Origin of the sequence: Pontibacter liquoris (assembly GCF_022758235.1) — a bacterium.
GTDB lineage: Bacteria > Bacteroidota > Bacteroidia > Cytophagales > Hymenobacteraceae > Pontibacter > Pontibacter liquoris.
Window position 1 is genome coordinate 2,743,081 of the sequence record NZ_JALEBG010000001.1, and the last position, 15,631, is coordinate 2,758,711.

Consider the following 15,631-nt stretch of genomic DNA (forward strand, 5'->3'; position numbering starts at 1 on the left):
TATCTATAGCACCTGTTAGCAACCGCCGCACCGGCAACGAAACGATACCAGGTGCCAAGCCACTGAACTCAGAAGCCCGCACGGCTGTTATAGCGGCAAAGCTATGCCACCAAGTTTGGGGAGTATATCTAACTGGGGAGTAGGTTCAAAAAGATAAGCAGATGACTGCCAATAACATATCACATTCTTGACATTCCGGATTGGCAACCAGCACTCTTACTTTTTTCTTCTTCGGTCCTGAATTTAAAAGGTGATTTTTTTTGCAGCATTTCATTTTATTTCCACATACATTTGTAGCGGTTCATTTAAATTTTAAAGTCATGGTTATCACCAACATTCTAGCTTTTATAGGAGACCTGGGAGGTTCAGAGATTCTCTTAATCCTTGTCGTTATCCTGCTGCTCTTTGGAGCCAAGCGTATTCCTGAGCTGGCAAGAGGCTTAGGTAAGGGTATTAACGAGTTCAAAAATGCCGCCAAAGAGGTGTCGAGTGAGATCACGACTGCCGCCAAAGACGACGAGAAAACCGTAAAATAGATATTCCTTATTTTAGCTCTGCCTAAGATCAAAAAAGCCACTCTTCCGGAGTGGCTTTTTTGATGTACAGAATATTTCAAGTATGACAAAAAGGGCAATATAGCAGCACAGGCTAATTTACTTGCCGCTGGCCCGGTTCAACTCCTCTAAGCTCACGTCGCGCTTTCTGGCCTCAAACTGGCTGCCCCTGCTAAACTTATACCGAAGGCCCACCCTGAAACTCTGAGAACCGGTGTACTGGCTGGAAGTAATAGAGGTGCCGTTTACGGCCGTATCCCCTTTAACGCGCCTGGTACGGAAAATATCGGTTACGCTCAGGCTTACATCCAGTTTGTCCTGCATAAACGAGCGCTTCAGGCCCGCATCCAAGCTCCAGTTGCTTTGCATGCGGTACAAGCCGTACACAACGGGTCCCTGGTAAGCGGCTTTTAGCTCCAGCCGGACCTGGCTGGGTAGCTGCACCTGCTGGTTCGATTGTGCCATAAAAGTTACCTGCTCATTCTTCTGGCGCTGCCCGTCCAGCACATCTTCAAAACGCTGGTAAGAGACCGTGGCGTTGTTGTTCATCTGCCATTGCGGCAGCACGGTAATGGGCGCTACCAACGTTGCATACAGGCTGGTGGCATGATCGACGTTCTGCTGCTGGAACATGGTGGTATTCCTTGCCTTATCCTGTACCGGCACTTCAAATATAAAATCTTTGGTTGCCGCATAGCCCAGCGTTAGGTTGTAGGCCTGGTGCAGCACCTGCGTCACTTCGAGGGTAGTGGCATATTGCGGCTTTAACTGGGGGTTACCCACGGCTACGGTGTAGGGATCAAGGTAAAAGAAGAACGGGTTCAATGCCTCATACTGTGGGCGGTTGATCCGGCGGCTGTAGCTGTAACTGATCTGGTACGCCGCGCTTACTTGTTGCTGCAAAAACAGGCTGGGGAACAAATCCAGGTAGTTCCGTTCTGTTACCTGGTTCAGGGTAAGAGAATGGCCCCTTGTAGCCGTCTGCTCGGCACGCAGGCCTGCCTGCAGGCGCCATTTTTCACCAAGGCTTGCCGTGTAATTGGCATAGGCAGCCAGAATGTTCTCTTTATAGATAAAGTGGTTACTACGGCGCTCATCCAGCTGTCGCGATGCATCCGCCACTTCATAGAACCGTACTTCGTTATCCGAGATCACCCGGCTTGCCTTTGCGCCCAGTTCCAGTTTGCTGGCCCGGCCAAGGGCTTTGGTAAAATCTGTTTTGGCAGCGTAAATGTCGTAGCTGGTGGGGTTGAGCGTAAGTAACCGGGCAAGTATAACCGGCGATGCATTGCCCAAGCTATCGTACTGGTTTTCAAAACTCGATTCATCGTAGCTGCTGAGCCGCACGTAATCCAGGTCTGCCGAAAGCAAAGTCCCCACCGTGTCCAGCTTGCCCAGGTAATGCAGGTTCAGGGTGCCATTTTTATACTTTGCTTCGGAGGTATTCCTGGCTTTAACAAATAGATCGGTCGCGGGCTGGTTGCTGCGCAGGTAAGAAGCTGTCCGGATGTTATCGCGGTTGCGGGCATCAGACAGGTTGACCATCACCCCGAAACTGTGCTTGCTGTTTGCTTCGTAATCAGTGCCCAGTCGAAGCGTAGGCACCAGGCGCGTGCCTTCCTGGTGTATGTCCTGTATCAGGTGGCTTTCTTCACTATCGTGAAACAGGCGCTGCATGTCGTTTAGGCGATACTGGGTGCGTTTTGCCAGGTCCAGGCTGCCAGAGGAGCTCCATTTCCCGTGCTGATAGTTCAGGTCTGCCCCGGCAGTATAGCCGTGCAGCTCGCTGTACTGGTATCCGACGCGTACGCTGCCATTCATACCGGGCAGGGCATTCTTTTTAAGGTTGATATTGATCATACCCGAAGCGCCTTCAGCGTCATACCGGGCCGAGGGATTGGCAATGATCTCGAGGTCTTTCACATTTTCGGCTGACATGCTCTGCAGCAGGTTCTGCAGTTCCTTACCCGACAGGTAGGTGCTTTTGCCGTCGATCATGAGCTGCACACCGGCTTTGCCATTCAGTTTGATGTTGCCCTCCTGGTCCACCCACACGCCCGGCGCTTTGGTGAGTACTTCCAAAGCCGTGCTTCCGCCTGCCAGCGCCGTGCCTTCCACGCTCACCACTGTTTTACCAGCTTCGGTTACAACCGTGGGGCGCATGGCCTGCACCGTTACTTCCTGCAATACCTGCGCGTCCTCCTGAAGCACCAGGGTACCGAAGTCTTTGCTATCCTTATCCCCAGCTACCTCAAAAGGGGCTGTCTGCAAAGGCGAATAGCCCAGGAATGTTAATTTTAGCAGGTACTTGCCCGGCGTCGGGGTTTTGATCTGAAACTGGCCTTCCAGGTCGGCAATCGTTCCGGTAATAACCGCAGCGGAGGCGGCATCCACCACCGCCACATTTACAAAGCCCAGTGGCTGGCCCTTTGTATCGGTAATGGCACCGGTCAGCATGCCGGTGGTTTGCGCAAAAGCTGTACCGGTCCAACCAGTCAGCATTACGATCAGAAGTAAACAATATAATTTCATAGGATCATGGTTTAAATATGGTTGTTTTGGTTAGTTGCGCTGCTTGCGTGAAACAAAGGTGCCATGCGCTGAAAGCCTATGAAATGAAGTTCTGATGAAGCGGGACCTGCGTGCCGTGAACCGGGATAAAAGCAGGATGAAAAAGAAAGAGAAAGACAGGAGCTTACCTGGCGAGCGGCTCTCCTGCCGGTACGAGGCAGCCCCGGAACATTATACTACTCCTGATGAAGACAATTACTATATTGCATAGCTGGTAGCTTACAGCAAGTATAAACCGATGGCAAGCCCACATACCCGGAAATGAAAGCTTTTCATACTACTTTCCTAAAAAAGATAGCGTTGGCGGCTATCATGGCCATCTTCTTTTACTATACTTTCGTTTTCATCAATCTGGGTACCATCTGGCTGATGAACACGGGTATTGTGAAAGAGCTGCTGTTGGTTTTCCTATTTCTGCTGACTACGTTCTGGCTGCACGAAAAAATTTCCCGCTTCTTTAGCGCCAACCCTTTCCCGAAGTTGCCCGCATTTGCCAACCCGCTTGCCGAGGCCGCCACGGTGATTGTGCTGAGCCTGCTTCTTTGCCTTTTATGCGTTTATCTCCCTACTTTCCTGGTGATGCCCAATGTAGAGATCCTGCCGCTCCGGGCACGGCTTGGCTTTGTGGTAGGGGCCATTATTTCCTTGTTCTTCTATTATTTTGTGGAGCGCCAACGCCAGCAAAAGCAGCTGCAGGAAGAGTTTCTGCGAACGGAGCAGTTGCAGAAAGAGAACTTTAAAGCCCAGCTCGAAGCTCTTAAAAGCCAGGTAAACCCGCATTTTCTCTTCAACAGCCTCAACATCCTGAGCTCGCTCATTTACAAGAACCAAGACCTGGCTGCCCGGTTTCTGGGCCAGTTGGCCGATGTATACCGTGCTCTGCTCGATAGTGGCGGCAAAGAACTGGTGCCCCTGCAAAAAGAACTGGAACTGGCAAACGCCTACCTTTACCTGATAAAAACCCGCTTTGGCGAAAGTATAGCCTTTGAGGTAACCGTACCGCCCGAAGTGCTTTCGTTGCAGCTGGTCCCCACCGCCGTGCAGATGCTGCTCGAAAATGCCGTAAAGCACAACGGCGCTACGACCACCCGGCCGTTGAAGATCCGGATCTATACCGCCGCAGATTACCTGGTGGTAGAAAACACCCTGCAGCCGCGCCTCCACCCTGAAAGCACTACAAAAATCGGTTTGCAGAATATCGCCAACAGGTATAAGTTCCTGACTGACCAGCAGGTACAGGTCGAGCAAACGGATGCTGCCTTTATCGTGCGCCTGCCTTTACTAAAAGTTGAATAAGTATGAAAATTGTCGTAATCGAAGATGAGCAGCTGGCTGCCGAAGCGCTGGCGGAAATGGTAAAAAAGCTGCGCCCGGCTACTGAGCTGCTGGCCATACTTGGGTCGGTGGAAGAGGCTGCCACCTGGCTCCTGCTAAACCAGACGCCCGATCTGATCTTCTGCGACATCCATCTATCGGACGGCAACAGCTTTGAGATCTTCCGCCAGGTAGCAGTCAAATGTCCCGTTATTTTTACCACCGCCTATAACCAGTATGCCATCGAGGCTTTCAGGGTACACAGTGTGGATTATTTGCTGAAACCTACCAAACCAGAAGAAGTAGCCCGGGCCATCCAGAAGTATGAGGACCTCAAAAGCCTGCATGTGGCGCAAGAGCTCGGAAACCTGCAGCACCTGGTGCAGGCTGTGCGGCCCGCACACTCCGACTACCGCTCCCGTTTTATGGTCAAAAGTGGCCATTCTATCAAAGCCATACCAGTAAAAGAGGTGGCTTACTTTTGGGCAGAGGAGGGCGTGGTATTTCTGGTAACCTTTGATAAAAAGCGCTTTATCATTAACCAGACACTCGACCAACTGGAGGGGCAATTAGACCCCGCTGCTTTTTTCAGGGCAAACCGCCAGCTAATGGTGCACATTGATGCAGTGCAGGACGTTCGCACATACTTTAAAGGCAGGCTTTGGCTGGGACTAACCCCTTCTGTAACAGAGGATGTCATCGTTAGCAGCAGCCGGGCGGCCCTGTTCAAGCAGTGGCTGGACAGGTAGTACCTGACTTAACCAGGACATAATCTTTCTCCAGACCCGAACTTTTTTGTATTATCGAAGGTTGCCCCTCCTACAAAACCAACAACTTTTGGTTTCTTTTCCATAATCTGCCGTATATGTTCTTATTCCTGTATATTGGGGTTCTGATCAGCGTTTCCACTGATTAGAATAATGCTGGTTTAGTACTTATTTCTAACATTACATGGAGATGCTTTAGCATTGTTCAGCTTGCTGATCGTGCCACACGTTAAGGTTTATGACCCTACTTTCGCCAAAATTTTACAGTTCTATCGTCCGCAACAGCAACGACATGTTTTCAGTAATCGGTTGCGATGGCGTATACCGCTATGTCGGGAACTCCGTGAAAGCCATATTGGGCTTTGATGCTGAAGAGCTGCTGGGTAAAAGCGCTTTTGATTACATCCACCCCGACGATATTGCCCCGGCAATGGCTGCTTTTGAATCCGTTAGCGGCGAAAAACCCTTGCAGATCCCTCCTTTCCGTTTCCGGAACAAAGCAGGCAACTGGCGCTGGCTGCAGTGTTCCATCACGTATCTGGTGGATGATGAAGATGTGCAGGGTATTGTGAGCAATGCAAAGGATATTACGGAAAAGATCGAAGCTGAATTTGTGAAAGAACATCAGCAGGCCTATTACCAGTCGCTGTTCTTTGAACACCCGGATACTGTTTTCACCTTACAACCTGACGGCTGCTTTCAGCGGGTAAACAAACATATCTCCAAGCTTACAGGATACCCGGAGGAGGCGGTTATCGGCAGCTCTTTTACCCGCTTCCTGCTCCCGCAGGATCTTCAGGGAGCTGAAGAGGCATTTACAAAAGCCCTGTCCGGAGAAGCAAATAACCTGGAAACCAGGATCATAGATGCGAAGGGCATAAAAAAATACATATCCGTTTCGTTGATGCCGGTATACTTCCGTGGAGTTGTGGAAGGCGTGCAGGGCATAGCCAAAGACATCACAGAAAAGAAAGCGGCCGCGGCTGAGCAGAAAAAACTGGCCGAAGAACTGCTCAAGCAAAACATTGACCTGCAGCAGTTTACTTATGTCATTTCGCATAACCTGCGGGCACCTGTCGCCAATGCCCTAGGCTTGGCCCGACTGCTAAAGAAACTCGACAAGCAGGCGCCTGTTTATGACCAATGCCTTGCCAAGGTGGAAACGTCCATCCAGCAGCTCGATACGGTCATCAAAGACCTTAACCAGGTTCTTTCGCTTCGCGATAATAATTGCCACCCCTCCCAGGAAGACGTAAATCTGTTGCAGGTGTGCCAGGAAGTGCTGTATAGTTTCGAGTCCAGGCTCCAGGCGCTGCAGGCACAGGTAACCCTGGCAGTGGCCCCCACCCTGGCGCTGCCTTCCAGCAAGGCGTATCTCTACAGTATCCTGTATAATCTGGTTTCCAATGCTATAAAATTCCGCTCCCCTGATCGGCCGCTGCAACTCATTCTTTCCGCTGAAAAAGACTCCCAAGGCTACGTATTAACCGTGAGCGACAATGGGCTGGGTATGGAGATGGCAGCAGTGGAGGATCAGCTTTTTAAGTTATATAAGCGGTTTCATCTGCACACCCCGGGGAAAGGCATTGGTCTTTTTATGGTTAAAACACAGGCAGAGGCACTAGGCGGCAACGTATCAGTCGAAAGCGCCCTGCATGTAGGCACCACCTTCAGCGTATACTTGCCGGCGCATGTTTAAGAAGATCTTTATAGTAGATGACGATGCGGTGAGCATCTTTCTGACAGAAGCGATCCTGGCCATGGAGCAAATTGCCTCCGAATATAGCACCTTCAGTAGTGCCAAAGAGGCCCTTATGGTGCTTACCCAAAGTATGGACGGCACGTCGGCGGAGCCCTTGCCCCAGCTTATTTTACTTGACCTGAACATGCCCGTTATGAGTGGCTGGGATATGCTGGAAGCGCTCCTGCCCTACGAACAACAGCTGCTGGGCCAGGTGGAGGTGCTTATCCTGACTTCGTCGGTAGACGAACAGGAAATTAAACGAGCGACAGAGTATAAACTGGTCACCGATTTTCTGCAAAAGCCCTTAGACGAGGGAGCGATCCGGAAACTTAAAAAGCTAGACTGAGTTGTAGCCTGCAGCAGGTTTATACCTGCGCGGCCACCGTTTCACTTTAAAAGAAGCGGTTCACGCGGGTCAGCTCGGTGCGGTATTGTGTCAGGAGCCTGTTTTTGGAGATAAAGCCTTTAAACTTATTTCCCTGCACTACCGGCAGGGTCCACAGCTTGTATTCATCGAACTTATCAAGCACTTCTGCTGCAGGCTCATCCAGGCCTACCGTTACAGGGGCGGGCTGCATCAGGTCGCGGGCATGGATCACATCATAATCTGACGTCTTTCCCAGGCGCTTGCGGATATCATTGAGTGAAATAATCCCTTTTAAATTACCTGCTCCATCGAGTACCTGCAACACATCCTTGTCGGAACGGGAGAAATGCTCCACCACGGAGCGAAATGTGGCGTCTATCGTAACCGGCTCGTTATCACCATCCACCAGCTGCCGGATACTAAGCTGGTTAAGCAGGATGCGATCTACCCGGAAAGCCTTGCCCTGGGCTTTAGGCTGCTCCACGTTGCGCAGGTTCTCGATGTAATATTTGAGGAAGTATGAAACAGCGCAAACCAGCATCAGCGGTACAAACAGCTGGTAACTCTGGGTGATCTCGGCTACAAGGAATATCGCCGTTACCGGGGCATTCATAATGCAGGCAAAGATGCTGGCCATGCCCAGGAACATGTAGGTAGCCTGGTTTAACCCGTAGAATGGGAAGAGCAGCACCATCACTTTGTAAAAGAAGTACCCCAGAAAGCCGCCCGTAATGATGGAAGGCGCAAAATAGCCCCCTTCGCCGCCGGAGTTTACGCAAATGCCCGTGCTCAGCGGCTTTGCCAGCGTGATCAGCAGAAAAAAGGTCAGGTTAAGCCACACCGTGCTGGGCAGGGCCGCCAACGGGGAATTAAAGAACAACGACTGCTCCTCTGAATTGAGCAGCGCATCAATGCTTACATACCCTTCGCCATACATGGGCGGCAGCAGAAAGATGATGCTGCCCAGTGCCAGTCCGCCCGCCAGCGCACGCAGGTAATCGTTTTTGATCTTGGAAAAATAACGGAAGCAAAAACTATAGGTGCGCAGCAGGTAATTTGAAACGAGCATGCCCAGCACGCCGAGCAGAATCACGAGCGGAATCTGCTCATAGGCAAAGTCGGTGAGCGGCACCTGGAAGCGCAGGTGCGAGCCCATGATGAACTCGAAGAGGATCTTACCCGTGGCCGCGGCGACCAGCAGCGGGATGAGCAAGGTAGGCGTGAACTCCGGAAGGATGGTTTCGAGCGCGAAGATAAAGCCTCCCATCGGCGCGTTATAGACCGCCGAGATGCCAGCCGCCACGCCGCAGCCAATAAGCAGGGTCCGCAGCCGGTAGCCCAGCCCCAAAAAGCGACCCAGGTTGGAGCCCACGGCAGCCCCGTTGGTGATAATGGCCGCCTCCACACCCGAGCTACCGCCAAAGCCAATGGTGAGCCCCGTAGTGATGAACTTGGAGTAGATCAGCCTGAACTTAATGACAGACGATTTCTTTTCGATCGCCTCGATCACATTGCGGGTACCGCTGAAATAAGCCGTTTTGCTGAAAACCGTCCGGTTAAGAAACGTCACCAGCAGAAAGCCGATCAGGGGCAGCAGGAAGTATAACAGCTTGGGCGCAAAGTATACGGCGTACTGCTCAAAGTAAAAGATGATCGTTTTGATCAGGATAGCCGAAAGCCCGACAACGATGCCCACCACCACACTTAGCCCAAACGGTAAAATGCGGTTATTACTCTGCCGCCGGCGCCATTTAAAAAAAGCAAGTTGGTATCGGTTTAGTCTGCTCATAAGGCCTCTGCAGAGAATGCTATTGCTATCGTCAGGCGAATGTAATGATTTTTACTTTGGGCCAGGCGCTAAACGCCTGAAACTAATTTATTAAAATATAATCATACTTAGATATAAAAAATTGCAGCGGCCCTGGCGGCTTACTAATTGTAAGCCGCCAGGTGCTTCGTAGTTATTCCGCATCAGGCTTGCAGCTTTTGCTGGCAGGCGGTCAGGTCGATCCCTTTCCCCAGAACATCCTTAAAAATATCGCCCAGCTTCTTGAGGCGGGCCGGCACGTTCTTTATCGTAAAATCCTTTGGATCAAGGCCTGGCTTTACTTCTTTCCACTGCAATGGCGTGGACACAGTGGCGCCCGGCCGGGGCCGCACACAATAGGGCGCTGCCACCGTCTGCCCAATGGAGTTCTGCAGATAATCGAGGTATACCTGTTTGCGGCGCTCTTTGGGGCTGCGCTCCAGACTTGTAAGCTGGGGCAACTGCGCATGCACCTGCTGCACTACCAGGTGGGCAAAGTTCCGCACCTGCTCAAACGGGTATTTAGCCCCGAGCGGCACATAAAGGTGCATGCCCGTAGCGCCGGAGGTTTTACAGAAGCAGCTTGCGCCGGCTTTGTCGAGCACCGCTTTGGTAGCCAGCGCCGTTTCCACCACTTCATCGTAGGTGTTCTCGCCGGGGTCCAGGTCGATGACCATATAATCGGGGTGCTCCAGGTTAGCTACCCGCGAGTTCCAGGGGTTGAGCTGGATGCAGCCCAGGTTGTTAAGGTAGGCCAGCGTCGCCTTATTATCGCAGACAATGTATTCCACTTCCTCGCCCGTCGATTCGGCCCGCAAGGGCACTTTCCGTACCCAGTCGGGCGTGTGGATGGCGTTTTTCTGGAAAAAGCCTGCCTGGTCAATACCATTGGGGTGGCGCAGCAGCGACTCCGGCCGGTCCTTTAAATAAGGCAGCAACGTGTCGGCTATACTTTGGTAATAGGTGATCAGGTCCTGCTTGGTATAACCCTCCTCAGGCCAGTAAAGCTTATCCAGGCTGGTAAGTGGCACCTGCTGGCCGTCCAGTTCCAGTACATTTTCAGGCGCATCCTCCTGCTTTTTCGCTTTTGCCATTGTGCTGTTTTTTGCTTTTTTTGGTGTAACAGGTGCTTTCGTGGCTTCTGCCATAGCCTGTTCAGTATGTTCGGCAGTTTCGCGCACCACGTCCCGAGCCTTTTTATCTTCGCGCAAGCCTTCGAAAATTGCCTGCCGCATCAGCCCGTCCGAGGTCCATTCGGCAAAGGAGATCTCGGCTACCAGCTGTGGTTTTACCCAGGTAGCCGGCGCATTTGGTTTCACCTTGCCTGAAAAGGGCGAATCCTGCTGCACGAGCGGGTCCAGCTTTGCCTTTAGCGCCGCCAGGGATTTCGTGTTAAAGCCGCTTCCGCTCTGCCCCACGTACGTGAACTTTCCTTTTTCGTATACACCCAGGATCAGGGCGCCGATATGCTTGCGTTTGCCTTTGGGCTCGGTAAACCCGCCGATCACGACTTCCTGCCGCAGGTGGGTTTTTATTTTGAGCCACTCCGTGCTGCGCTTGCCTGTGCGGTAGGGGCTGGTAGCCAGCTTGGCCATAATGCCCTCGATATTCTTGTGCTGCGCCTCTTTAAAGAACGCGACGCCCCGCGCCTCCACATGCTCAGAGTAGCGGACGGCAGGCAGATCTACCAGAATTTGCTGCAGGCGTTTTTTACGCTCACGCAAAGGCAGTTCGCGCAAATCCTCGCCATCCAGGAACAGCAGATCGAACACATAGTAGTATAGATGCTCGGTGGGCGTGTTCTGGTAGTTTTGCAACTGCTGGAACGTGGCATAACCTTCCTTGTTCAGCACCACAATTTCGCCATCCAGCACCGCATCGTGCCCCAGCTGCGCCAGTCCATCTGTCACGGGCTTATACTTGTCTTCATAGGATTTGCCGCTGCGCGAATACAGGTCCACTTTGCCGCCCTGCACTTCGGCCACCGCCCGGTAGCCGTCCCATTTTATTTCAAACAGCCAGTCTTCGTTGTCAAAAGGGGCATCGGTGAGCTTGGCCATCATAGGCTTGATATGATGAGGCATCTTATCCGGAGCTGACCGGGTCTTATTCTTTTCAGAGGCCGTGGCCGTTTTTTTTGCCGGCTTGTCTTTCTTCTTGCCTGTCTTTATTTTTCCCAGATGTTCTTCGCTGTCGTAGTGGTCGTGCACGGCCGCCGCATCATCTTTCTTCAGCAGCAGCCAGGCATCCTCCTGCCGCCCTTTCATTTTGATGAGCGCGAACTCGCCCTGCAGCTTGTTGCCCTGCAGTACAAACTTTATACTTCCCTCTTCCAGACCTTGCAGCAGCAGTTTCTCCTCTTCTATCCGGTTATCGGTCTCAGCGGCATAGTAGGTACCTTCGTCCCAGATGTCGACGTGGCCGGCGCCATAGTTGCCTTCCGGAATATCGCCTTCAAAGGTACGATAAGCATAAGGATGATCTTCCACGGCTACCGCCAGGCGCTTATCCGAGGGGTTCAGGGAAGGACCTTTGGGCACAGCCCAGCTTTTGAGCACGCCGGCCATTTCCAGCCTGAAGTCATAGTGCAGTTTGCTGGCCTGGTGGCGGTGCACCACAAAGCGCAGTTTTCCGGGCGAAGGCGTTTCTTTTCCTTGCGGCTCGGGCGTCTGGTTGAAATTGCGTTTCTGGTTATACTTCTCTAAGGTCATAGTTTCTGCTTTTTTCTACGTATCACGTAGCACGACATCCTAGCACGAGGGATGCATAGAATGGGCTGAAATAGAACTGATTTATACTTGTTCAGGACGCCGGTTTATACTTGCCTGTGCTATTTTCAGCCTTTCCCGGCACCGGAAATCCATCACATAAAACCTGTTTTATGTCCTCTGTCCTGATACGTGCTACCTGATCCGCACGGAGTACTACAATTCAGAAGGCGTGCAGGGGGCACTGCCGGGTAGCGCTATACATTTTAAGGTGGATGTTTAGCAGGCCGAAGCCCATGGCTGCGTTCCAAATTATTTTCATCGTTTTACCGGTTTTGCGTCAGATAATTCTAAAACGAAATAGTGCCTACTTCGTTTGACTTCGCCCTGCCTGAAAGCATAGGAGCACAAAAATGCCCGGCTCACCAGGTAAGCCGGGCATGTAAGTTTGGGTTGAACATACTTCCAACCTGAAATATGGTTTGTTTCCAGACATACAGCGTTTTTTAAATAGGAGTCGGAAAGGATATCATAACCCCGACTGCCTATTAGGTAAACGGCTGGCTTTGTTAAGTACAGGCGGTGGTAAATTTTGTAGGGCCGCAAAACTTTCTTCCCGTTTTTGGATTTAAAGCCGCTTGTGAGAAGTATAAAATGCGTGATCCCGAGAGCTATTTTCTGGCGAAGCGTGTGGTATAACCGCAGGAAATTGTAGTACCTTTCGCCTTTCTTTCGTCAGGTTCATTTCAGCTATTTTTATACCTGAGCAGCACCCGCTTTTTACGGATTTCGTTCTATGCAAAAACTTTACACCCTGTTCCTGTTTCTCCTGATCGCGCTTCCCTCCTACGTGTCGGCGCAGGTGGTGGCTACTGACCCGGCCTTTGTGACGGCCGACAAGGAGGTTACCCTTATTTTTGACGTGTCGCAGGCCAAAGATGCCCGCGCCAAGGGCCTGTTGGGCAAAACCGATGATGTATACTTGTGGTCAGGTGCGGGGACAACGGCTACCGGCGATGCATTCACATACCAGCCTGCCGGCCAGACGAACTTTAATGCTCCCTTTACACCGGGCAAAATGACCTCGCTGGGTAACAACCGCTGGCAAATAAAACTGGTGCCCCGTACATATTTTGGCGTACCGGCCGGCACTCCCATCCGGCGGCTGGGCCTGCTGCTGAAAAGCGGGGACGGCAAAGCCCAAACCGAAGATCTTTTTGTGAGCGTGTACGAGGATAAACTGAGCGTAAGCTTTAAGAAACCGGCCGAAACTTCATTTTTTGTAGATGCCAACAGCGCGATTGCCATCGAAGCCGTTGCCTCTGCCAAAGCCACCCTGACGCTGAAAAACGGTACCACCGTGTTGCAAACCCTGCCCGATGCTGATGCCCTGACTTATACTTTAAATACCGGCACTGCGGCCGGCGTGAAGCAGGTTATAACGCTGGAAGCCAAAACAGCAACCGAGACCGCGACAACCAGCTTTGCTTATACAGTAAAACCGCAGCCCGCTGTGGCTGACCTTCCGGCCGGAGTGAAGGATGGCATCAACTACATCAACCCGAGCACAGTGATCTTGTCGCTGTTCGCGCCGGAGAAAAGCTTTGTGTACGCCATTGGTGAGTTTAACAACTGGACGCCCTCCGCCCCTTACCTGATGAACCGCACGCCCGATGGCAAGCATTACTGGCTGCAAGTGGACGGCCTGTTGGCAGGACAGGAAACGGCTTTCCAGTACCTGGTGGATGGAACCCTGTCCGTAGCCGACCCCTACGCTCAGAAGATCCTGGACCCCAACAACGACCAGTACATCACGGCCACCTCCTACCCCAACCTGAAACCTTACCCGACCGGGGCCAGCGGCATTGTCTCTATCCTGCAAACAAATCAGACAACTTATACCTGGAAGGTAACCGACTTTAAGCGCCCTGACGTGAGCAAGATGGTGGTATACGAGCTGCTGGTGCGCGATTTTGTAGCTACCCAGAATTATACGACCCTGGCTGATACGCTCTCTTACCTGAAGCGCCTGGGCGTGAATGCCATCGAGCTGATGCCGGTGACCGAATTTACCGGTAACGACTCCTGGGGCTACAACCCTACCTTTTACTTTGCCCCCGACAAAGCTTACGGCACGGCCAATAACCTGAAAGCCTTTATCGATAAATGCCACGAGTATGGCATGGCCGTGATTTTGGATATGGTGCTGAATCAGGCCGATTACGAATTCCCATATGTAAAAATGTACTGGGACGGCAACAAACCCGCCGCCAACAACCCCTACTTTAACCAGCAGGCCACACACCCGTACAGTGTCTTCTTCGATTTTAACCACGAAAGCCCCGCTACCCAGGCTTTTGTAGACCGCGTGGCCGCTTTCTGGCTGCAGGAGTATAACATCGACGGCTACCGCTTTGACCTTTCAAAAGGCTTTACCCAGAAGAACAGCGGCAACGATGTGGGTGCCTGGAGCGCCTATGATGCCAGCCGCGTGGCTACCTGGAAGCGCATTTACGACAACATCCGCCAAGTGGACCCGACCGCTTATGTGATACTGGAGCACTTTGCCGATAATACGGAAGAGAAAGAGCTGGCTAATTACGGCATGCTGTTCTGGGGCAACCACAACTACGATTACCGCTCCATGGCCAAGGGCAACAATGCCAATCCGGAATGGATCTCGTACAAAAAACGCGAATGGCAGCACCCGAATGTAGTAGGTTACATGGAAAGCCATGACGAGGAACGCATCGTGTATGATGTACTGCAGAATGGCCGCTCCGGAAACACGTATACGACCCGCGTGTTGGCCGCAGCCCTTAACCGCGACAAACTGGCCGCCGCTTTCTTTTTGCCGGTTCCCGGCCCAAAGCTGATCTGGCAATTCGGGGAACTGGGTTATGATGTGTCGATAGACCAGGGAGGCCGCACCGCCCGCAAGCCGCTGCGCTGGGAATACCAGAAAAACACGGAGCGCCAGAAACTGTATGATGTTTATGCCGCTCTGATCAACTTAAAGGTAACGCAGCCTGTGTTCCAGACCACGGATTTTACGCTAGCGCTGGATGGAATTGTAAAGCGCATCACCCTGAACGATGCGGACATCACAGTATTCCTCATCGGTAACTTTGATGTGCATAACCAATCGGTACCGGCCAACTTCCCCGCAGCAGGCACTTGGTACGACTACTTTACGGGCCAGCAACTAAGCGTTACCAGCCCTGCCGAAACTATTATGCTTCAGCCGGGCGAGTTCCGCCTCTACTCGACCAAAGCCCTGCCTGCCCCCAAACCAAACCTGGTGCCCTGGCAAAACGTGGTGCTGGCGGCCAAAGACGAACTGATGAACAGCGATAACCTGCTTATCTACCCGAACCCGGCAAACGGCGCTACAATGGTGGAGCTGTCTGATCCGTATCGGGGCGAGGTGACCCTGCAACTCTCCAACATGACCGGTGCCGTGTTACGCACCGTGAAGACTCGCAAAAGCCAGCAGACCTTCAGTCAACCGCTCAACCTGCAGGGCATTGCTGCCGGTACTTATTTCCTGCAGATCCAGACGGGCACCAAGCGCATGGTAAAGAAGGTGGTGAAACTGCCCTAGCCAATAGTATAGTATAGTATAGTATAGTATAGTATAGTATAGTATAAAAACGCCTGCGGCTACCATACCGCAGGCGTTTCTTTTTAAAACCTGCTACAAGGCTAACCTGCTTATTGCTTGTTTCTTGGATCTTTAATGCACGTATTCTTCAACTTATACTACCCTGCTCCCGTTTTCAGACCTTGGAAAGATTTT

At 51.9% G+C, this 15,631-nt stretch carries 10 protein-coding genes; 7 read left to right on the forward strand and 3 right to left on the reverse strand.

What is annotated here, in order from left to right; all coding sequences use genetic code 11:
- Positions 1-320: 320 nt before the first annotated feature.
- Entirely contained in the window at positions 321-536 is a 216-nt protein-coding gene (locus LWL52_RS11400; RefSeq protein ID WP_242919900.1) for a Sec-independent protein translocase subunit TatA/TatB, read from the forward strand.
- A gap of 117 nt (positions 537-653) precedes the next feature.
- Here the strand turns inward: LWL52_RS11400 and LWL52_RS11405 are convergent, their stop codons facing one another.
- Complete coding sequence (locus LWL52_RS11405) at positions 654-3,086, reverse strand: TonB-dependent receptor (RefSeq protein ID WP_242919902.1); 2,433 nt, start codon at positions 3,084-3,086, stop codon at positions 654-656.
- Between the two features lie 94 nt (positions 3,087-3,180).
- On the opposite strand from LWL52_RS11405, the gene LWL52_RS11410 reads away from it, so the two are divergent.
- The 5 genes from LWL52_RS11410 to LWL52_RS11430 all read left to right on the forward strand — a co-directional run bounded on the left by LWL52_RS11410 (position 3,181) and on the right by LWL52_RS11430 (position 7,296).
- Entirely contained in the window at positions 3,181-3,336 is a 156-nt protein-coding gene (locus LWL52_RS11410) for a hypothetical protein (RefSeq protein WP_242919904.1), read from the forward strand.
- Between the two features lie 50 nt (positions 3,337-3,386).
- Complete coding sequence (locus LWL52_RS11415) at positions 3,387-4,421, forward strand: sensor histidine kinase (protein ID WP_242919906.1); 1,035 nt, start codon at positions 3,387-3,389, stop codon at positions 4,419-4,421.
- A 2-nt stretch (positions 4,422-4,423) separates the two neighbouring features.
- Positions 4,424-5,188: a LytR/AlgR family response regulator transcription factor gene (locus LWL52_RS11420; RefSeq protein WP_242919908.1), complete on the forward strand. Its 765-nt coding sequence runs from the start codon at positions 4,424-4,426 to the stop codon at positions 5,186-5,188.
- A 256-nt stretch (positions 5,189-5,444) separates the two neighbouring features.
- Positions 5,445-6,905 carry a sensor histidine kinase gene (locus LWL52_RS11425; protein ID WP_242919910.1) on the forward strand — a complete coding sequence of 487 codons (1,461 nt, stop codon included), beginning with the start codon at positions 5,445-5,447 and terminating at the stop codon, positions 6,903-6,905.
- A complete protein-coding gene (locus LWL52_RS11430; RefSeq protein ID WP_242919913.1) occupies positions 6,898-7,296 on the forward strand; it encodes a response regulator in 399 nt (132 codons plus the stop codon). The genes LWL52_RS11425 and LWL52_RS11430 overlap by 8 nt, the downstream gene beginning before the upstream one ends.
- A gap of 46 nt (positions 7,297-7,342) precedes the next feature.
- Here the strand turns inward: LWL52_RS11430 and LWL52_RS11435 are convergent, their stop codons facing one another.
- Positions 7,343-9,106 carry a chloride channel protein gene (locus tag LWL52_RS11435; RefSeq protein ID WP_242919915.1) on the reverse strand — a complete coding sequence of 588 codons (1,764 nt, stop codon included), beginning with the start codon at positions 9,104-9,106 and terminating at the stop codon, positions 7,343-7,345.
- Positions 9,107-9,288: 182 nt separating this feature from the next.
- Positions 9,289-11,835, reverse strand: coding sequence for a DNA ligase D (ligD, locus tag LWL52_RS11440; protein ID WP_242919917.1), 2,547 nt, complete (start codon positions 11,833-11,835; stop codon positions 9,289-9,291).
- Positions 11,836-12,628: 793 nt separating this feature from the next.
- Here ligD and LWL52_RS11445 point away from each other — a divergent pair.
- A complete protein-coding gene (locus tag LWL52_RS11445; protein ID WP_242919918.1) occupies positions 12,629-15,436 on the forward strand; it encodes an alpha-amylase family glycosyl hydrolase in 2,808 nt (935 codons plus the stop codon).
- Positions 15,437-15,631: the final 195 nt, after the last annotated feature.

Excerpts from the sequence above, each read along its gene's own strand:
- LWL52_RS11405 (WP_242919902.1), bottom strand. The coding sequence starts at position 3,086 with ATGAAATTATATTGTTTACTTCTGATCGTAATGCTGACTGGTTGGACC.
- LWL52_RS11400 (WP_242919900.1), top strand. The coding sequence starts at position 321 with ATGGTTATCACCAACATTCTAGCTTTTATAGGAGACCTGGGAGGTTCA.
- LWL52_RS11435 (WP_242919915.1), bottom strand. The coding sequence starts at position 9,106 with ATGAGCAGACTAAACCGATACCAACTTGCTTTTTTTAAATGGCGCCGG.
- LWL52_RS11430 (WP_242919913.1), top strand. The coding sequence starts at position 6,898 with ATGTTTAAGAAGATCTTTATAGTAGATGACGATGCGGTGAGCATCTTT.
- LWL52_RS11420 (WP_242919908.1), top strand. The coding sequence starts at position 4,424 with ATGAAAATTGTCGTAATCGAAGATGAGCAGCTGGCTGCCGAAGCGCTG.
- LWL52_RS11445 (WP_242919918.1), top strand. The coding sequence starts at position 12,629 with ATGCAAAAACTTTACACCCTGTTCCTGTTTCTCCTGATCGCGCTTCCC.
- LWL52_RS11425 (WP_242919910.1), top strand. The coding sequence starts at position 5,445 with ATGACCCTACTTTCGCCAAAATTTTACAGTTCTATCGTCCGCAACAGC.
- LWL52_RS11415 (WP_242919906.1), top strand. The coding sequence starts at position 3,387 with ATGAAAGCTTTTCATACTACTTTCCTAAAAAAGATAGCGTTGGCGGCT.
- ligD (WP_242919917.1), bottom strand. The coding sequence starts at position 11,835 with ATGACCTTAGAGAAGTATAACCAGAAACGCAATTTCAACCAGACGCCC.
- LWL52_RS11410 (WP_242919904.1), top strand. The coding sequence starts at position 3,181 with ATGAAGCGGGACCTGCGTGCCGTGAACCGGGATAAAAGCAGGATGAAA.